Below are 18,160 nucleotides of genomic sequence, written 5' to 3'. Positions count from 1 at the left end.
AAAGTAAATGGATGTTTGCTCTTGGGTTCGGCACACTGGGTGCATGACCTCCTCCCGCACCTCTGTTGTCCTGGCCGGCCTCGGCGTGGTGGTGCTCTGGGCGAGCGCGTTCCCCGCCATTCGGGTGGCCGCCCCCGAGCTCGGGGTGCTCGGCCTGTCCCTCGCTCGGCTCGGCATCGCGGCCGTCGCCCTGCTCGTGCTCGCGCCGCTCATGACGGTGCGCCTGCCCGCCCGGCGGGACGTGCCGCTCATCCTCGCCTGCGGCTTTTTCGGCATGGCCGCCTACCAGGTGCTGCTGAACTGGGGCGAGTTCTACGTGCCGGCCGGCACGGCGAGCATCATCGTGGCGGCGGCGCCGCTCGTGAGCGTGGCCATCGCGGCCGGCGTGTTCGGCGAACGACTGACCGCGCTGAAGATCGTCGGCAGCGCGATCGCCCTCACCGGCGTCGTGATGGTGTCCCTGGCGCGGTCGGGGTTCACCCTGTCGGCCGCGGTGTGGATCCTGGTGGCGGCGATGGTCGTGCAGGGTGTCTACCATCCGCTGACCAAACCCCTGCTGAAGCGCTATTCGAGCCTTGAGGTCGCCACCTACGGCATGATCGCCGGCTCGGTCATGTTGCTGCCGTGCCTGCCGTTCGCGTGGGCCGACCTGCTGGCGGCGAACGCATCCGCCTGGGGCGCGGCCGTGTACCTGGGGCTGCTGCCCTCCGCTCTCGGCTTCGTGCTGTGGGGCTTCGCTGCGGCCCGGCTGCCCGTTGCGGCGGCGACGTCACTGCTGTACCTGGTGCCGCCGGTCGCCGTGCTGATCGCGTTCGTCTGGCTGGGGGAACTGCCGTATCTGAGTGAACTGGTCGGCGGGGCCGTGGTCATCCTCGGGGTCGCGACGATGAGCATCCGTCGCCGGCAGTTACGGGTGCAGGGCCGCGCTCAGGTAGGGGGCGGTGGCGCTCGTGGGGTGGGCGGCGACGTGCGCGGGGGTGCCGGCGACCTGGATGCGGCCACCGGCATCGCCACCGGAGGGCCCAAGGTCGATCACCCAGTCGGCGGCGGCGACCACCCGCATGTCGTGCTCGACGACGACGACCGTGTTGCCGGCGTCGACGAGCCGGTTCAGCTGCGCGAGCAGTAGCTCCACGTCGGCCGGGTGCAGCCCGGTCGTCGGCTCGTCGAGCAGGTAGAGCGTGTGGCCGCGGCGGGCGCGCTGCAGCTCGGTCGCGAGCTTGATGCGCTGCGCCTCGCCGCCGGAGAGTTCGGTGGCGGGCTGGCCGAGCCGCAGGTAGCCGAGGCCTACCTCGCGCAGGGTGGCCAGGCTGCGGGCAGCGGATGCGACATCCCCGAGAAAGTCGGCGGCGGCGTCCACCGTGAGGCCGAGCACCTCGGCGATGGTCTTGCCGCGGTAGGTCACCTCGAGGGTTTCGGGGTTGTAGCGGGATCCGAGGCAGTCGGGGCAGGGCGCGTAGCTGCCGGGCAAAAACAGCAGCCCGACGGCGACTGAGCCTTCGCCGAGGCAGGTCGGGCAGCGGCCGCCGACGACGTTGAACGAGAACCGGCCGGCGCCGAACCCGCGGCTCTTCGCGGCGTCGGTCGCGGCGAACGCGACCCGCACGGCGTCGAAGAGACCGGTGTAGGTGGCGAGGTTGGACCGCGGGGTGCGGCCGATCGGCTTCTGGTCGACCCGCACCAACCGATCGACGGCGTCGAGGCCGTCGATGCGCTCGACGGTGACACCCTCGTCGGGTTCGACGCGGGCCTCAGTGCCTTCGGTGTCGCCGGTGTCGTCGGTGGTGTCGGCGTCGTCGGGCGTGGCGTCTGCTCCAGGGTGCAGGCGTTCGCCGACGGCCTCGGCGAGCACCTGGCTGACCAGCGTGGACTTGCCCGAACCGGAGACGCCGGTGACCGCGGTCAGCACGCCGAGCGGGAATTCGGCGTCGAGGGCGCGCAGGTTGTGCCGGGTGATGCCGTGCAGGGTGAGCCAGGCGTGGGGCTGCCGCAGGGTGTGGGCGACGGTGACGCTCGCCGGGGCAGCGGCCGGAAACAGGTAGTCGCGGGTGACGGACTCGGGCACGTCGGCCAGCCCGGCGGTCGGACCGCTGTAGAGCACGACCCCGCCGCCCTCGCCGGCGCGTGGGCCCACGTCGATGACCCAGTCCGCCTGCGCCACGACCTGCATGTTGTGCTCCACGACGAAGACCGAATTGCCCGAGAGCTTCAGCTGCTCGAGTACCACGAGCAACGGCTCGGCGTCGGCGGGGTGCAGCCCGGCCGAGGGCTCGTCGAGCACGTAGATCACGCCGAACAGGCCCGACCGCAGCTGCGTCGCGATGCGCAGGCGCTGCATCTCACCGGGCGAGAGGGTGGGGGTGGCCCGGCCCAGGCTCAGATAGCCGAGGCCGAGGTCGAGCAGCACGTCGATTCGGCGGCCAAGGTCGGCGGTGATCGTGGCGGCGACCTCGCTCGACTCGGCGCCGCTGCGGAGCACCCCGACCAGCTGCGACATCGGCAGCGCGTTCAACTGCGCGATGCTCTGGCCGGCGAACGTCACCGCGAGGGCATCCGGGCGCAGGCCCGCGCCGCCGCACAGTGGGCACGGGCCGGTCTCCACGTAGCGCAGTACGCGGGCGCGCACGCTCTGGCTCTTCGAGTCGGCGAGGGTGTGCAGCACATAGCTTTTCGCGCTCCAGAACCGGCCCTGGTACGGCTTGGCGATGCGGTCACGCTGCGGGGTGACCTGCACGACGGGCTGTTCCTCGGTGAAGAGGATCCAGTCCCGGGTCGCCCGATCGAGGCGCTGCCAGGGCGTGTCGACGTCGTAGCCGAGCTCGATCAGGATGTCGCGCAGGTTCTTGCCCTGCCAGGCTCCCGGCCAGGCCTCGATCGCACCGTCGCGGATGCTGAGGCTCGGGTCGGGCACGAGCGAGGCTTCGGTTACGGTGTGCGCCATGCCGAGGCCGTGACACTCGGGGCAGGCGCCCATGGCGGTGTTCGGTGAGAACGAGTCGGATTCGAGGCGACCGGCGGAATCCGCCGGGTACAGGCCGGCGCGGGAGAACAGCATCCGCAGCGAATTGGACAGGGTGGTGACGGTGCCGACGCTCGACCGGGAACTCGGGGTGCCGCGGCGCTGCTGCAGGGCGACCGCCGGCGGCAGGCCGGTGATCTCATCGACGTGCGGGGTGTGGCCCTGTTGGATCAGCCGGCGCGCGTAGGGCGCGACCGATTCGAAGAACCGGCGCTGGGCCTCGGCGAAGATGGTGCCGAAGGCGAGGCTGGACTTGCCCGAGCCGCTGACCCCGGTGAAGGCGACGATCGCATCGCGGGGCACGTCGACGTCGACGCCCTGCAGGTTGTTCTCGCGGGCGCCGCGCACGCGCACGAAACCGCCGCGCAGGTTCGGGGCGGGGTCGGTGACGGATGCGTCGGGTGCGGGGTAGGGCTGCATTCGGTCCACTTTACGCACCGATTTTGGGCGTTTGGGGTCAGACAACCCGAGCTGCCGGTGCGGCGCCCGCGGTAATATACAGGAGCGCGGTTCTTTTGCCTTCGGGCGGAGCATGCGGGTCACCTGTGGCGCTGACCGGGTGGGTCCGCGTTGCTGCCACAGAATGCCTGTTGAACCAGAGACTGCGAGAACCCGTGATGACCGACGCACCGCACGACCCGCTCCTGCACACGGCATCGGAACTGCGCTGGGAAGCACTCAAGCGCGATTTCGTGCTGCGCCGTCACCATGCCCTCGGCGCCCGGCCCGTGCTCACCGCGCCGTCGGTCGAACAGGCTGTGCAGGCGGAAGAGGCGGAAGAGGCGGAAGAGGCCAACCAGGCCGACCAGGCCAGCGCGGACGCGCGGGCCTAGCCGCGCGGACTAGGGGCGGTGCCGCCGCACAAGGTTGACCGGCATCGTCTTCATCGGTTCGCGCATCAGCATCAACTCGCGGGCGTGCGCGTCCAGGTTCAGGTCCTGCTCGGTGGTCAGGGGCAGTGGCGCGACGGCTTCGGCCCGGCCGTCGGTGCCGACCGACACGAAGATGCTCATGCACTGTGTCGTCAGCTGAAGGTCGTCTGGGGTGAGGGGGCTGCCGGAGCGCACCCGCACGCTGATGTGCATGCTGCGCGCGCCGGTGCGGATCATCTGGGCGTCGACCTCGACGATGTGGCCGATGTGGATCGGCCGATAGAAGTGGATGCCGCCGGCATAGACGGCGACGGCGGCTTCGGAACTCCAGCTGGCCGCGCACGCGTAGGCGGCCTCGTCGATCCAGCGCATGACGGTTCCACCGTGGGCATTGCCGCCCCAGTTGGCGTCAGCTGGGTCGGCGAGAAAGCGGAACACCGTGCGCGGGGCGGTGCCGCCGACGGCATATTCCTGCGCGCGCATGGACGCCTGGATGCGCTTGCGCGGCTCGAGCCGGTCCATGGCATTCGCCTGCAGGGCGCGGTCGGCGTCGTTTTCCGGTTGCCAGGTGGGCACTTCACGGGGCTTGCCGGCGTCGTCGATCGCGACAAAAACCAGGATGCAGTGCGTGGCGGGGGTGAAGGCGCGTTCGCGGACATCCGTCGTCTCGACCGTGACGAGCACCTGCATGCTCGTGCGTCCGGTGTGGATGATGCGCGCGTGCACCTCGACGAGGTGGCCGGATTCGATCGGGCGGGTGAAGTGCACGTTGCCGACGTAGGCGGTGACGCAGAAGGAGGCTGCCCAGCCGACCGCGCACGCGTATCCGGCCTTGTCGATCCACTCGAGAACGCTGCCGGCGGCGACGGTGGTGCCCGCCGCGGTGACATCCTGCGGCACGGCCATGAACCGCAGGGTGATGCGATCGCTGTGGCGGGGTTCGGTGGTTTCGGGCTGGACGAGCGGGTTGGCTGGATCGGGCATGGGTGTCTCCTGGTGCTTGTGGTCTACATCAAGAGTCACACACCCCGGTCGCGCGTTCCGTGCAGCGCGCACTCCCGAGCATGCGCTACCCTACACAGGGTCTACCCCCGACAGTCAGGAACCTTCATGCAGCCCATGCTCTTCGGCATCGATTTTCTCGACTCGGAGTGGCTGATCGGATGGTTCGGCTCGTTCGTTCTGCTCGGCGTCGCCGCGGTTGTGTTCATCGAAACCGGCTTTCTCGTGCTGTCGTTCCTTCCGGGTGACTCCCTGCTCTTCACTGTCGGCCTTCTGACCGCGACCGGCGACGTGCCGTTCCCGATCTGGGTCACCTGCCTCGTCATCTTCATCGCCGCTTTCTCGGGCGACCAGCTCGCCTACTACATCGGCCGCAAGGCCGGGCCGGCGGTGTTCTCGCGGGAGAAGAACCGCTTCTTCAACCCGAAGAACGTGGAGCGCACCAACGCCTTCTTCGTCAAGCACGGCGGCAAGGCGATCATCATCGCCCGTTTCCTGCCGGTGTTTCGGGCGTTTGTGCCGGTCGCGGCGGGTGTCGGCCACATGAAATACCGCACCTTCATGCTCTTCAACATGATCGGGGCGTTCGCCTGGGGTGTCGGCCTGACCATGGTCGGATTTCTGCTCGGCCAGATCGAATTCGTCGAGAAGTACTCCGAGTACTTCATCATCGCGATCGTGCTGCTGTCGGGGCTGCCGATCCTATCCGAGCTGTACAAGGCGGCCAACGCGACGCGCAAGGAGCGGAAAGCGGCGGCATCCGTCAGCCCGACCCTGCCCGCGGACCTCGTCGAGCCCACGGAGCCTCGCGAGCCGGCCGTTCGCGACTAGCGGGCGTCGCGCGGGCGGTTACAGCCGGGCGAGGGTGTCGATGTCCTCGAGGAATTCGGCGGCGACCTGCGGTGAGACCGTTGTGCGGGTCGCGAGGATCGCGCTCCGGTAGTCGGCGGTGCTCGGTCCGGTGATGGCGTCCGAGCCCTTCCCGGTGGTCGGAGCATCCGCGCCGTCTTCGACATCCGCCGGGCGCCCAAACAGGGCCCGTTCGAGCGCTTCCTGTGAGGCCCGACGAGCCGCGTATTCGATGTCGGCGGGGGAGAACCCGTCGGTCGCCGTGACGAGGGCTTCGAGGTCGACCGTGCCGGTGACGGCCTCGGGAATGTAGCGCTCCCAGATCGCCCGGCGGGCGGCCTGGTCGGGCAGCCCGATCGGAATCACGTAGTCGAACCGGCCGTGGCGCAGAAACGCGGAATCGAGGGCGCGAACGAAGTTCGTCGCGCAGACCAGTAGCCGGCCCGGCTGCTCGCGGAACGCCGGGATGATCTTGAGCAGCTCGTTGGTCACGCCCTGCAGGGCCGACGGCGGCTCGCCGCCGCGCTGGGCGGCGATCTCCTCGACCTCGTCGATGAAGACGACCGCGTGTTCCAGCTCGGAAATCTTGATGAACGTCTCGCGCAGCGCCCCGGCCAGGCCCTTGGGGTCGGCGGCGAGCCGTGACGGGAAGACCTCGACGAAGGGCCACTCGAGCCGGGACGCGATCGCCTTGGCGAAAGTGGTCTTGCCGGTGCCGGGAGGACCGAACAGAACGACGGCCTTGGGTGGCACCACGCCGAACTCCTCGGCCTTGTCGGGGTTGGCGAGCGGCATCACGAGGCGTCGTTCGAGAAGCTCTTTCTCACGCTTCATACCGCCGACCGCGGTCCACAGGTCGCGGGAGAGCACCCGGCCGCCGAGCTCGGAGAGGGCCTTCAGCTCCTCGCGCTGCACCGGGATGTGGCGTTCGAAGTAGCGCAGGTTCTTCTTCACCTCGAAGCCGCGGTTGAGGAAGGCGTCGACCCTGCTCGCCGATTCGGGCATCAGCGCCGACAGCTTCGTGAGGCCGTAGGGCGCCATCCGGTTCTCGAGAGCGGCGAGCATGGCCGAGCCGATGCCCTGGCTCTGCCACTTCTGCGCGGTCGCGAGAAAGACGATCCAGCCCTGCGCGTGGGCGGCGCGGCCGACGGCAACCCCGACGAGTTCCTCGCCGTGCATCGCGACGATGGCGTGGTCCTTCTGGCAGCTCGCGAGTACTTCGGGCAGGCCGTAGACCGGTTCGGTCTTGGCGGCCTTGATCTCCTCCCAGAGGCGCAGCACGCCGTCAAGGTCGTCGGAGTGGAAATCGCGTAAACGCCAGCCGGTCATGAAAGCTCCCTTGGTCCTGCCTCCCAACCTAGGGCACGCAGCAAAAGCGCAGAGTGTGACGCGGTGTTGCGGGCGGGGGTGCGTTCCCAGGTGGATTTCGACAGGCTGGCGCCATGCCTCGACAGATTCGCTTCAACGCCTTTGACATGAACTGCGTCGCGCACCAGTCCTCCGGGCTGTGGCGGCACCCCGACGACCGCTCCCAGAACTACACCGACCTGGAGTATTGGACCCAGCTCGCCCAGACCCTCGAACGCGGTCGCTTCGACGGCATCTTCCTCGCCGACGTGCTCGGCACCTACGACGTCTACGGCGGCACCAACGAGGCCGCGATTCGGAACGGCGCGCAGATTCCGGTGGCGGATCCGCTGCTCGTGATTCCCGCGATGGCCTACGTGACCGAGCACCTCGGATTCGGCGTCACCGCCGGCACGGCCTACGAACACCCGTATCCCTTCGCCCGGCGGATGTCGACTCTCGACCACCTGACGAAGGGTCGCGTGGGCTGGAACGTGGTCACCGGCTACCTGCCGTCCGCCGCCCGCAACCTCGGCAACGAGGACCAGCTGGCCCACGACGACCGCTACGACCACGCCGACGAGTACCTGGAGGTGCTCTACAAGCTGTGGGAGGGCTCCTGGGAGGACGACGCGGTCGTGCGCGACCGGGAGACCGGCGTGTTCACCGACCCGTCGAAGGTGCACTCGATCAATCACGCGGGGAAGCACTTCACCGTGCCCGGTATTCATCTGTCGGAACCGTCTGCGCAGCGCACGCCCGTGATCTACCAGGCCGGGGCATCCGCTCGGGGAATCGCGTTCGCTGCCGGAAACGCCGAGGCGATCTTTGTGGCCGCGTCGACGAAGCCCGGGCTGAAGGCCACCGTCACCAAGATTCGGGACGCGCTCGAGGCCGCCGGCCGTGACCGGTATTCGGCGAAGATCTACACGCTGCTGACGATCATCACCGACGAGACACCCGAGAAAGCGGAAGCGAAATACCGCGACTACCTGAGCTACGCGAGCGAGGAGGGTGCGCTCGTCTTCATGAGTGGCTGGATGGGCGTCGACCTCTCGACCTATGACCTCGACGAGCCGATCGGTAACGTGAAGAGCAACGCGATCCAGTCGACGGTGGCCAACTTTCAGGCCGCACGGCCCGACGGCGGCGAGTGGACCGTGGGCGACATCGCCCGCGCGGGAGCGATCGGCGGGCTCGGCCCGTTCATCGTGGGCTCCGGGGTGGAGATCGCCGACCAGCTCGAAGAGTGGGTCGCGGAGACCGACGTGGACGGCTTCAACCTGGCCTACGCGATCACCCCGGGCACCTTTGAAGACGTCGTTACGTGGGTGGTGCCGGAGCTGCAGAAGCGCGGCGTGTACCCCACGGAGTACGCCGACGGCACCCTGCGGCAGAAGCTGCACGGCCGCGGCGACCGCCTGCCCGAGGAACACCGCGGCGCGGGGTACCGGGTCGGGGCCGGCGTGCTCGCCGGGTAGCCCGGCGGCATTCTCGTGGCGTGAGTCCCGCGTAACGGCGCAGCACCCGCGCTGCGAACGGCCGTTCAAGGGCGGTCGGGAGGTGCGCGGGGAGTGCTTCACCCGCGACTACCCGCGTAGCTCGGTCGGACCGCGGTTGACTACCGGCAGGGTATGGGAGGCTCGGGGCATGGCCTCGACTCCAGCCCCTTCCCCGCAGCAGCCAGCACAGCAGCACCTTGGTGCCGCCCAACATCTGAGTGCCGCCGAACTCATCGACGTGGCCGTCGACCCGGAGTCGTTCGTGAGCTGGGACGTGCCGGTGCCCGACCCGGCCGACGACGCCACGATCGACGCGGGCTACCGCGCAGACCTCGGGCGCGCCCGGGCCCGCAGCGCATGCGACGAGGCGGTTGTGACCGGCGAAGGCCGCATCCGTGGTCGGCGGGTTGGGGTGATCGTGAGCGAGTTCGCGTTTCTCGCCGGGTCGATCGGGCAGGCCGCCGCTGACCGGATCGTGGCCGCCGTGGAACGGGCGACCCGGGAGGGACTGCCTCTGCTGGCCGGACCGGCCTCGGGCGGAACCCGCATGCAGGAGGGCACCCTCGCGTTTCTGACGATGGTGCGCATCACCGCGGCCGTGCGCGCGCACCGGCAGGCCGGCCTGCCCTACCTGGTGTACCTGCGGCACCCGACAACCGGCGGGGTGATGGCCTCGTGGGGGTCGCTCGGACACATGACCGTCGCCGAACCCGGCGCACTGCTCGGCTTTCTCGGCCCGCGGGTCTTCGAGGCCCTCTACGGCCGGCCGTTTCCGACCGGGGTGCAGGTCGCCGAAAATCTCTTCGACAAGGGGCTGATCGACGCGGTGGTCGCGCCCGCGCAGCTGCCCGAGGTTCTGCACCGGGCGCTGGGGATCCTGGTGCCGGCATCCGCTGCCCCGGTGCCGGAGCCGGCCACGCTCACGGTGCGGCCGGCGACGGTCTCGGCATGGGACTCCGTGCTGATCTCGCGCAACCCGAAACGGCCTGACCTGCGCCAGCTGCTCGCCTTCGGTGCCAGTGACGCCCTGCCGCTGAACGGCACCGGGCAGGGCGAGAAGGACCCGGGGCTGCTGCTCGCGATCGCGCGGTTCGGCGCCCAGTCCTGCGTGGTGCTCGGGCACAATCGGCGCCGGCCCTCGCAGGACAACGCGATGGGGCCGGCGAGCCTCCGCGAGGCCCGCCGGGGCATGCGGCTGGCCGAAGAGCTGCACCTGCCCCTGCTGACCGTGATCGACACCGCCGGGGCGGCGCTCTCGCAGGAAGCGGAGGAGGGTGGCCTCGCCGGGGAGATCGCCCGCTCGCTGCACGACCTGATCGGGTTGCGCGCGCCGAGCGTGTCGGTGCTGCTCGGTCAGGGCGCCGGCGGCGGGGCGCTCGCGCTGCTGCCCGCCGACCGCACCCTCGCCGCGCAGCATGCCTGGCTGTCGCCGCTGCCGCCGGAAGGCGCGAGCGCGATCGTGCACCGCAGCGTCGACTTCGCGTCGGAGATGAGCGCCGCGCAGGGAGTGCACGGGGCGGCCCTCTGGGCGAACGGGCTGGTCGACCACCTCGTCGACGAACGGCCCGACGCGGCCCTCGAGGCTCGTGCCTTTTGCGAGCGGATGTCCCGGGCCATCGAATACGAACTCTCCCGCCTGCGCGCGGTGCCGATCGACGAGCTGCTCGCGGAGCGGGTGCAGAAGTACCGCGACCTCGGGCGCGGCTGAGCCGGTGGCGCGTTCCGTGAGGCGCGGACTTCGTGCCTTCGTGGCGTGGTTGAGGGTGTGAAGTCCGTACCTCAGTGGGCGGGCGGGGGTTTGGGCGGCGCGGGCGGTGGGTGGGGCATGTGGTGACGCACGAGGTGCGGAGGCGGCGGCCCGTGCGGTGTTGGTGCTGGTGCTGGTGCTGGTGCTGGTGGTGGTGAGCGCTGGGCGGGCACTGTTGCGGCGCCAACCGAGGGGGCGGCCGTGTCGGTGGTGGGGGCATCCGTCGTCGTGACGGGTGTGGTCGTGAATATGCCGAAATAGGAATATAGCTGCTGTTCGTCGTCGGAGCGAGCCTCGGTCGCTGTCGATGCGTGGGCCACCACGGATGCGGGTGCGGTCGTAGGCCACGAGGATGCGGGATCCGTCGATGCGGGCACCGCTCAGCGGCACGAAGGACTCGGCCATGCCGAAGAGTCCGGTGCGCACGGTCACGAAGGCGGGGTCGCCGGAGTCCTCCCCGAGGAAGACCTGCTCGACGGAGCCGAGGCGGGTGCCGTCGCTCGAGACCACGATGCCGCCATTGGCGACGATGTCGTCGATTCCGGCCAGAGTGATCATGGTTCATTGTCACCCGCCAGAGCTGAGACGCAAGCCCCCGGTCAGGAGACGAGAATCAGGGCGAGGATGCTCAGCCCCACCGTGAGCGGGGCGAGGCCCAGGCCGAAGATGGCGTAGGCGAGCCAGCTGATCTGCACATTCATCGCGCGCAGCCGGTCGTGCCAGAGCAGGGTCGCGAGCGACGCCCACGGCGCGATGAGCGGCCCCGCGTTGACCCCCACGAGCAGGGCGAGCAGCCGGGTCGTGCTGTTGACGATCGGTTCCAGGGCGAGATAGGCGGGCAGGTTGTTGACGAGATTGGCGCCGACGAGTCCGGAGGCGCCGAGCCGCAGCAGGTCACCGGGGGAGTCGCCGGTGCCGGCGACTCCCCCGACAAGCTGCGGCAGGCCCAGGTTCTGCAGCGCCGCCATCATCAGAAAGAGCCCGCTCGCGAAGACGAGCAGCGACCACGGCACGAGGCCGAAGCGAATGACGCTTCGTCGGCGCACGAGAAAGGCGGCGAGTAGCACGACCGCGGCGACGGATGCCGGCAGCCAGACTTCCAGGCCCGACACCAGCGCGGGGAGCAGCGCGAAGAGCACGGCCGCGCTGAGCCCGAGCAGTACCCGGTCGGGGCCGGCCGGAGCGGTGATGCTCGAAGTGGCGGTCGAGGACGGGCCGGGCGAACTGCCCGGCTCGGTCGAGGGCGGCAGGATGCGGCGAACGGGCACCGTGGCGTAGCGCTTGCCGAGTTGGGCGCGAAAGAGCGCCGCGACGACGATCATCGGAACGAGGCTCGCTACGAGCGCGGGGGCAGCCATCAGGCCGGCGAAGGCGAGCGGGGACAGGCCGTCGAGCCGGTGCTGGGCGAGCAGGTTGGTGAGATTCGAGATCGGCAGCAGCAGGCTCGCCGTGTTCGCGAGCCAGACCGTGCTGAGCACGAACGGCAGCGGCGGCAGCCCGGCCTGGCGGGCGACGTTGACGACGATCGGGGTCAGCAGTACGGCCGTGGTGTCGAGCGAGAGAAACACGGTCGTGACGATCGCGAGGCCGCAGACCAGCAGCCAGAGCAGCCATCCGCTGCCGCGCCCCCAGTGCCGCAGGCGCCGGGCCAGCACGCGGAAGACCCCGGCCTCACTGCAGAGTTCGGTGATGACGGTCATCGCGAGCACGAACAGCAGGATCGGGGCGACCCGGTCGACGAGCGTGACGACGTCAGGAAGGGGCAGGATGCCGGTAAGCACGGCAGCGCCGCCGAGGACCAGGAAAAACGCGCCGAGCAGGCCGAGAACCATGCCGGGAGTGTACTGCGAGGGCCACCGATTGCTTGACTTTCTCTACCTGAACCGGTTTAGTAGTGAGCGCTGAACCGGTTCAGGGTGGGGGCCCGCGCCGGCGTGCACACCGACGTGCACCCTGACCCAGGAGATCTTCCATGACGCACAGTGTTGTCCGTTCACCCATCCACCCGCGGCCCGGATCCCCAGCCGCCGCGCCGCGTGGAGCCCGGCGGCGGCTGGCGTCCCTCGCCCTCGCCGGCACACTGGCCATGCTGCTCGCGGGCACCGGGGGACTGGCCGCGCAGGCCGCCCCGGCACCGGGAGGCGGGGCATCCGCTGCCGGAAGCCTCGATACTGGCGGAAACGCCGCGGGCGCCGCGATCGATGCCGCCGCGCCGCTGACCAACCTCGCGCACCTCGACTTTCTGCTCGACACCGTGCCGCTGACGGCGGTGCCGGGTCACACCACCTACCGGCTCGCCGAACACCCCGACGTTCTCGCCCCGTGGACCTACGCCGACCACACCGACGGCGTCTACACCCGCGTCGGCGGCGGCGACCTCGACCCGGCTACCGGGCACTGGACCCAGGGCGCGTACAACGCCGACGACATCGCTCGCACCGCCGTGGTGTACCTGCGGCACTGGCAGCAGACCGGCGATGAGTCGAGCCGCGAAAACGCGTTCCAGACGCTGCGCTCGCTCACCTACCTGCAGACCGACAGCGGCCCGAACGCCGGCAACGTGGTGCTCTGGCAGCAGGCCGACGGCACCCTGACGCCGAGCGCGACCCCGATCGAACTGCCCGACCCGAGCGACTCGGCCGAGTCCTACTGGGTTGCCCGCACGGTCTGGGCGCTCGGTGAAGGCTTTGCCGCCTTCCAGAACGACGACCCGGATTTCGCCGCCTTTCTCCAGGACCGCCTGCACCTCTCGCTCGACTCGCTGAACGAGCAGTCGCTCGCGAAGTACGGCGAGTTCGACGTGGCCGATGGCGCCCAGGTGCCCGCCTGGCTGATCGCCGGGGGAGCGGATGCCAGCGCCGAGGCCGTTCTCGGCCTCGCCGCCTACACGGCGGTCGCTCCGGGCGACGAGCTCGCCAGGATCGCCCTCAGCCGGCTCGCCGAAGGTGTGGCGGGCATGAGTGCGGGCTCCGTGAGCGAGTGGCCGTTCGGCGCGATCATGCCGTGGAACAAGTCGCAAACCCTCTGGCACGCCTGGGGCGGGCTCGCCCCGGCGGCGGTGGCGGACGCATCCGTCGCCCTCGACCGGCCCGACCTGCTCGCGGCCGCGGTGACCGACTCGGCCACCTTCACCCCGCAACTGCTCGCCGCCGGCGGGCCCGACAATGCCTGGTCGCCGACCCCGGGCGAGGCCCAGATCGCCTACGGGGTGGACTCGCGCCTGCAGGGCCTCGTGCAGACCGCCGAGGCCGCGGATGCGCCCGGCCTGCTCGATCTGGCCGCGATCACCGCCGGCTGGTACTTCGGCGCGAACCGCAGCGGGCAACCCGCCTACGACCCGGCGACGGGCACCGCCGTGGACGGCATCGAAAGGGATGGCCGGGTCAACCCGAACTCCGGTGCCGAATCGACGATCCACGCGCTGTTCTCGATGCTGACCCTTGACGCAAATCCAACTCTCAAGGCCGCCGCGCTCGGCATTGACACGACGGTGGCCACGAGCGGGCTGAGCGTTGTCGAGGCCGAGTCCGGGGTAATTTCCGGAACGGGAATGAATGTCATGCCCGAATCGGCATGGACCGGAGAAGCCAACTGGTCGGGCGGCGCGTACGTCGCGCTGAACGCGGGCGACACGCTCACGATCACCGTTCCGGCGAGCGAGACGGCACGCAACGTGTACCCGATCGTGAACCAGGGCGAAGCCGCCTCGGGCAGTACCCGGTGGACCTCGGGTCGGCAGAAGCTCGGCAGTACCCTCAACGGCGACGCCGGCGCGCAGGGCATCACGGATGCCGCGGGCACGCTCTCCCCGCTGAGCCTGGACCGGGCGCTGCCCGGCCGGGCGACGATGGTGACGGGAACGACGGATGGTGCGGCATCCGTCGACGCGCTGCTGCTGCAGCCGCAGATCTCGACCGTCGCCGTGTCGGGAACGGGCGGCGACTCGACGCTCTACGTGAGCGCGACGACCGAGACCCGCACCCAGAAGGTGGCCGTGCCGCGCGGATTCGTGCTGACCCAGCGCGGTTATGACCGGGCCGGGCAGGCCGTGGCCGAACGCCCAGGCGCGAAAGGACATGACCGGGCGGGCCAGGTCACGATCGCGCCGGGTGGCTTCACGCTCGTCACGCTCACCCAGCGCTAACGGAGCAGGCCCGGGCCGGGCGCCTACTTCGGGCGCTCGGCCTCGGCCTTGACCCCGCTGACATACTGCTGAAACGAGGGCCCGAGGTCGGGCATCGACCGGCCGATCAGGCCGAGCAGCGGGCCGGTGAATTCCTCGTGCAGGTCGAGATGGGTGCCTCCGTTTCGCCCGGTGAGGGTGAAGGTGCGCACGCCGCGAAACAGGCCGAACGGCATGCCGCCGGTCCAGGTCATCGAGCGGTGGGTGGGGGCCTGCTCGACCTTCACCGGGAACGCGCGGTCACCGCCGACCGCAGCCCGCACGACGATCTTCTCGCCGTCGCGAATCTCACCGTCGACGCGGGTGACCCCGGAATCCCATTCGGTGTACCGGCTCGCGTCGGTGATGACCGCCCACACGGCGTCGGGTTCGGCGTCAATCTGAATGTCGGCTGCAAAGCGCTTCATGCCAGTCATGTTAGCCCGAAAGGGAGCCCCGATCGCCGACCCATCCCCAGCCTTTATCGATGTTTATCGATATAGTGGGATGACGGACTTCAACGGAACAGGGGCAGCCATGGCGCAGATCGAGATTTTTGAACCGGGGCTGTGCTGCGGCACCGGAATCTGCGGGGTCGACGTCGACCAGGCGCTCGTGACCGTGTCGGCCGATCTTGACTGGCTGCGCGCCCAGGGCGCGCCCGCCGCCCGGTTCAACCTCGCCCAGGAACCGCTCGCCTTCGTCGACAACGAGACCGCCCGCGCCTTCGTGCACACGGTCGGTCAGGAGGGCCTTCCGCTTACCCTCGTCGACGGAATCACCGCCCTCACCGGGCGGTACCCGTCGCGGGACGAACTGGCGAAGTGGGCCGGGCTCAGCGAGAACGCCGCCCTGCAACCGGATGCCTCGCCCCGCCTGCTCATGATGGCGACCGCCCCCGAGGCCGACGGGAACAGCTGCGCCGTCGGCGGCGGATGCTGCTAGTCACCTCATGAATCAGACCAGCGTCACCACCGCCCCCGCTTTCCTGCGGGATCCGCCGCGGTTTCTGTTCTTCACGGGCAAGGGCGGGGTAGGGAAAACGTCCATCGCGTGTGCAACCGCCGTACGGCTGGCAGACGAGGGGGCATCCGTCTTGCTGGTCAGCACCGACCCCGCCTCCAACGTCGGCCAGGTCTTCGGCGTCACCGTGGGCGCACACGTCACGCCGATCGCCGCCGTGCCGGGCCTGTCGGCGCTCGACATCGACCCGGCCGAAGCCGCCCGGGTCTACCGCGAACGCATCGTCGGCCCGGTGCGCGGCCTGTTGCCCGCGCTCGAGGTCGCCGCGATCGAGGAGCAGCTCTCGGGCGCCTGCACGACCGAGATCGCCTCGTTCAATGAGTTCACCGACCTGCTCACCGACGCCGCCTGGGCCGCGGCGTACGATCACATCATCTTCGATACCGCGCCGACCGGGCACACGATCCGGCTGCTGCAGCTGCCCGGATCTTGGACCGACTTTCTCACCGAGGGCACCGGCGACGCCTCCTGCCTCGGACCGCTCTCCGGCCTCGACAAGCAGCGCGGCATCTACGCCGACGCCGTCGCGGCCCTCGCCGACCCGGCCCGCACCCGACTGGTGCTCGTGGGGCGCCCGGCGGCCAGCGCCCTCGCCGAGGCGGCCCGCACCCACGATGAGCTCGCCGGCATCGGTCTCGGACGCCAGTTCCTGGTCGTGAACGGCATTCTGCCGGCCGCGGCCGTCGACGGCGACCCGCTGGCCGCGGCCATCCACGAGCGCGAGGAGCGTGCCCTGGCCCAGCTGCCGGGCAGCCTCGCGCCGCTCACGCTCGACCGGGTGGCACTGAAAAACAGCAACATGGTGGGGGTTTCGGCGCTGCGCGGGCTGTTCGGGGACACCCCCGATGCGGCGACGCCGGTTGGAGAGCAGACCGCACCGCTCGCTGCTGCCCCGCTGGGCGCCCTGATCGACGAGATCGCCGCCGACGGCCACGGCCTCATCATGCTGATGGGCAAGGGCGGCGTGGGCAAGACGACCCTCGCCGCGGCGATCGCGGTCGCCCTCGCCGAGCGTGGCCTGCCGGTGCACCTGACCACGACCGACCCGGCGGCGCACCTGAACGAGACCCTGGCCGGCGACGTGCTGCCCACCCTCACGGTCTCCCGCATCGACCCGGCCGTCGAAATCGCCCGCTACACCGAACACGTGCTGCGCACCCGCGGCGCTGCCCTCGACGAGGCCGGCCGGGCCATGCTGCGCGAAGACCTGCGCTCACCGTGCACCGAAGAAATCGCTGTTTTCCAGGCCTTTTCCCGCGCGACGCGTGAGGCCCGCGACAGTTTCGTGGTGATGGACACCGCCCCGACCGGGCACACCCTGCTGCTCATCGACGCCACCGGAAGCTACGACCGGGAGGTCAAACGCCAGCTCGCCCCAGGCCTGACCCTGACGACCCCGATGATGAAGCTGCAGGACCCCGCCCAGACCAAGGTCATCGTGGTCACCCTCGCCGAGACCACCCCGGTGCTCGAGGCCGTGGGCCTGCAGGACGAACTGCAGCGCGCCGGAATCATGCCGTGGGCGTGGATCGTCAACAACTCGATCGCGGCGGCCCATCCTGACGCACTGTTACTGCGGGAGCGCGCGCGGGGTGAGCTGGCCGAAATCACGCGGGTTCGGGCGGTGCACGCGGCCCGCCTCGCGATCGTGCCGTTGCAGCGGCAGGCGCCGGTGGGCATCCGTGCCCTGCGCCAGCTTGGCTAGCGCACGATCTTCGCTAAAGTTGAATGAACCACGGGGAAGACGAAAGGTTCGACATGTGCCGCTTGCTCGGCTACGCGGCGCCAGTGCCGGTCACGACCCGGTCGGTGCTGAGCGGCAATCAGAGCGCCGTTTTTCAGGACATGACCCAGCTGCACAAAGACGGCTGGGGCAGCGCCTGGCTCGCGGCTGATCAGCACACCCCCGGTGAGCACTCGACGGCGGATGCCCTCACCACCGTGCATAAGCAGCGTTCCCCCGAAACCGGGGCCGGCAGCCTCGACCTCACCCAGGCCCTTGCCGAGCGTCTCTCGAGCGCCCAGATCGTGCACCTGCGGATGGCGACCGACGGCATGGCCTGCCACGCCGAGAACACGCATCCGTTCCTGGTCGACGGCCTCGCCTTCGCCCACAACGGATCCCTGATGCCGGCCGAGACCATCGATGCCTTCGTCGAGCCGAGCATTCTCGCGGGCCTGCGCGGCGATACCGACAGCGAACGGTACTTCGCGGTGATCCGCAGCAAGATCGCGGCCGGGCACACCCTGTTCGACGCCGTCTGCGACACCGTCGCCGAGTTGCGCCCGCTGTTTCCCGACGCGAGCATGAACGCCCTGATCCTCTCCCACGATGCCCTCATCGCGGTGCACGCGAGCGCCGACGCCGAGGTGCCCCACGATCTGTTCGACGCGAGCGGGCTCTCGGAGGCGGACCTTCCGCAGGACCACCGCACGGCCTACTACCTGATGCGGCAGCGCCGCCTCGATGACGGCACGATGATCTTCGCCTCGAGCGGCCTCGACATCGTCGGCTGGGAGCCGCTGCCCGCCGAGAGCGTGACCCGGGTCGATCTCGCCACGCTCGCCACCGAAACCCGCGTGCTCTCGCCGGTGTAGGGCTCCCACACCTGCACCCAGCGACCGCAAGGTTTCCGC

The 18,160-nt window shown here is 69.9% G+C and carries 13 protein-coding genes and 2 pseudogenes; 9 read left to right on the top strand and 6 right to left on the bottom strand.

Translation table 11 applies throughout. The features are described from left to right. Nucleotides 1-7: 7 nt before the first annotated feature. Nucleotides 8-880 (top strand): annotated as a pseudogene (locus D6T64_RS16380) (DMT family transporter); the annotation flags it as partial. A 27-nt stretch (nt 881-907) separates the two neighbouring features. Here D6T64_RS16380 and D6T64_RS22700 read toward each other — a convergent pair. Continuing rightward, nucleotides 908-3,439, bottom strand: coding sequence for an excinuclease ABC subunit UvrA (locus tag D6T64_RS22700; RefSeq protein WP_158594908.1), 2,532 nt, complete (start codon nt 3,437-3,439; stop codon nt 908-910). 197 nt (nt 3,440-3,636) lie between these two features. On the opposite strand from D6T64_RS22700, the gene D6T64_RS16375 reads away from it, so the two are divergent. Further along, the gene (locus D6T64_RS16375) at nt 3,637-3,852 is read left to right on the top strand and encodes a hypothetical protein (protein WP_119975759.1); all 216 of its coding nucleotides are present in this window, start codon (nt 3,637-3,639) and stop codon (nt 3,850-3,852) included. Nucleotides 3,853-3,861: 9 nt separating this feature from the next. Here the strand turns inward: D6T64_RS16375 and D6T64_RS16370 are convergent, their stop codons facing one another. Then, a complete protein-coding gene (locus D6T64_RS16370; protein WP_119975758.1) occupies nt 3,862-4,875 on the bottom strand; it encodes an acyl-CoA thioesterase in 1,014 nt (337 codons plus the stop codon). A gap of 126 nt (nt 4,876-5,001) precedes the next feature. Between D6T64_RS16370 and D6T64_RS16365 the strand changes: the two genes are divergently transcribed. Beyond that, a complete protein-coding gene (locus tag D6T64_RS16365) occupies nt 5,002-5,724 on the top strand; it encodes a DedA family protein (protein WP_119975757.1) in 723 nt (240 codons plus the stop codon). A gap of 18 nt (nt 5,725-5,742) precedes the next feature. On the opposite strand, the gene D6T64_RS16360 is transcribed toward D6T64_RS16365, so the two are convergent. Next, on the bottom strand, nt 5,743-7,071 hold the full coding sequence (locus D6T64_RS16360) for an ATP-binding protein (RefSeq protein ID WP_119975756.1): 1,329 nt from the start codon (nt 7,069-7,071) through the stop codon (nt 5,743-5,745). Between the two features lie 113 nt (nt 7,072-7,184). On the opposite strand from D6T64_RS16360, the gene D6T64_RS16355 reads away from it, so the two are divergent. Both D6T64_RS16355 and D6T64_RS16350 read left to right on the top strand, forming a co-directional pair. Then, the gene (locus tag D6T64_RS16355) at nt 7,185-8,570 is read left to right on the top strand and encodes an LLM class flavin-dependent oxidoreductase (RefSeq protein ID WP_119975755.1); all 1,386 of its coding nucleotides are present in this window, start codon (nt 7,185-7,187) and stop codon (nt 8,568-8,570) included. 169 nt (nt 8,571-8,739) lie between these two features. Beyond that, a complete protein-coding gene (locus tag D6T64_RS16350) occupies nt 8,740-10,299 on the top strand; it encodes a carboxyl transferase domain-containing protein (RefSeq protein WP_119975754.1) in 1,560 nt (519 codons plus the stop codon). Nucleotides 10,300-10,686: 387 nt separating this feature from the next. On the opposite strand, the pseudogene D6T64_RS23680 reads toward D6T64_RS16350, so the two are convergent. Both D6T64_RS23680 and D6T64_RS16340 read right to left on the bottom strand, forming a co-directional pair. Continuing rightward, nucleotides 10,687-10,896, bottom strand: a pseudogene (locus tag D6T64_RS23680) (PRC-barrel domain-containing protein); the annotation flags it as partial. A 41-nt stretch (nt 10,897-10,937) separates the two neighbouring features. Next, complete coding sequence (locus D6T64_RS16340) at nt 10,938-12,170, bottom strand: ArsB/NhaD family transporter (protein WP_119975753.1); 1,233 nt, start codon at nt 12,168-12,170, stop codon at nt 10,938-10,940. 140 nt (nt 12,171-12,310) lie between these two features. Between D6T64_RS16340 and D6T64_RS16335 the strand changes: the two genes are divergently transcribed. Then, nucleotides 12,311-14,482, top strand: coding sequence for a carbohydrate-binding protein (locus tag D6T64_RS16335; RefSeq protein WP_147364599.1), 2,172 nt, complete (start codon nt 12,311-12,313; stop codon nt 14,480-14,482). A 23-nt stretch (nt 14,483-14,505) separates the two neighbouring features. On the opposite strand, the gene D6T64_RS16330 is transcribed toward D6T64_RS16335, so the two are convergent. After that, nucleotides 14,506-14,928: an SRPBCC domain-containing protein gene (locus tag D6T64_RS16330; protein ID WP_158594907.1), complete on the bottom strand. Its 423-nt coding sequence runs from the start codon at nt 14,926-14,928 to the stop codon at nt 14,506-14,508. A 79-nt stretch (nt 14,929-15,007) separates the two neighbouring features. On the opposite strand from D6T64_RS16330, the gene arsD reads away from it, so the two are divergent. The 3 genes from arsD to D6T64_RS16315 are packed head-to-tail and all read left to right on the top strand — an operon-like array spanning nt 15,008 to nt 18,121. After that, on the top strand, nt 15,008-15,445 hold the full coding sequence (gene arsD, locus D6T64_RS16325; RefSeq protein WP_199719196.1) for an arsenite efflux transporter metallochaperone ArsD: 438 nt from the start codon (nt 15,008-15,010) through the stop codon (nt 15,443-15,445). A 7-nt stretch (nt 15,446-15,452) separates the two neighbouring features. Continuing rightward, complete coding sequence (arsA, locus tag D6T64_RS16320) at nt 15,453-17,228, top strand: arsenical pump-driving ATPase (protein ID WP_119975749.1); 1,776 nt, start codon at nt 15,453-15,455, stop codon at nt 17,226-17,228. Between the two features lie 53 nt (nt 17,229-17,281). Beyond that, nucleotides 17,282-18,121, top strand: coding sequence for a class II glutamine amidotransferase (locus D6T64_RS16315; RefSeq protein WP_158594906.1), 840 nt, complete (start codon nt 17,282-17,284; stop codon nt 18,119-18,121). Nucleotides 18,122-18,160 lie beyond the last annotated feature (39 nt).

Source organism: Cryobacterium melibiosiphilum (genome assembly GCF_003602235.1).
Lineage (GTDB): Bacteria > Actinomycetota > Actinomycetes > Actinomycetales > Microbacteriaceae > Cryobacterium > Cryobacterium melibiosiphilum.
This window is presented reverse-complemented; position numbering and strand designations above follow the sequence as displayed.

Bases quoted from the DNA above. Each gene is read 5' to 3' on its own strand.
- D6T64_RS16335 (WP_147364599.1), top strand. From the start codon at position 12,311: ATGACGCACAGTGTTGTCCGTTCACCCATCCACCCGCGGCCCGGATCC.
- D6T64_RS16315 (WP_158594906.1), top strand. From the start codon at position 17,282: ATGTGCCGCTTGCTCGGCTACGCGGCGCCAGTGCCGGTCACGACCCGG.
- D6T64_RS16360 (WP_119975756.1), bottom strand. From the start codon at position 7,071: ATGACCGGCTGGCGTTTACGCGATTTCCACTCCGACGACCTTGACGGC.
- arsD (WP_199719196.1), top strand. From the start codon at position 15,008: ATGACGGACTTCAACGGAACAGGGGCAGCCATGGCGCAGATCGAGATT.
- D6T64_RS16350 (WP_119975754.1), top strand. From the start codon at position 8,740: ATGGCCTCGACTCCAGCCCCTTCCCCGCAGCAGCCAGCACAGCAGCAC.
- D6T64_RS16355 (WP_119975755.1), top strand. From the start codon at position 7,185: ATGCCTCGACAGATTCGCTTCAACGCCTTTGACATGAACTGCGTCGCG.
- D6T64_RS16340 (WP_119975753.1), bottom strand. From the start codon at position 12,170: ATGGTTCTCGGCCTGCTCGGCGCGTTTTTCCTGGTCCTCGGCGGCGCT.
- D6T64_RS16370 (WP_119975758.1), bottom strand. From the start codon at position 4,875: ATGCCCGATCCAGCCAACCCGCTCGTCCAGCCCGAAACCACCGAACCC.
- D6T64_RS22700 (WP_158594908.1), bottom strand. From the start codon at position 3,439: ATGCAGCCCTACCCCGCACCCGACGCATCCGTCACCGACCCCGCCCCG.
- D6T64_RS16375 (WP_119975759.1), top strand. From the start codon at position 3,637: ATGACCGACGCACCGCACGACCCGCTCCTGCACACGGCATCGGAACTG.
- arsA (WP_119975749.1), top strand. From the start codon at position 15,453: ATGAATCAGACCAGCGTCACCACCGCCCCCGCTTTCCTGCGGGATCCG.
- D6T64_RS16330 (WP_158594907.1), bottom strand. From the start codon at position 14,928: ATGAAGCGCTTTGCAGCCGACATTCAGATTGACGCCGAACCCGACGCC.
- D6T64_RS16365 (WP_119975757.1), top strand. From the start codon at position 5,002: ATGCAGCCCATGCTCTTCGGCATCGATTTTCTCGACTCGGAGTGGCTG.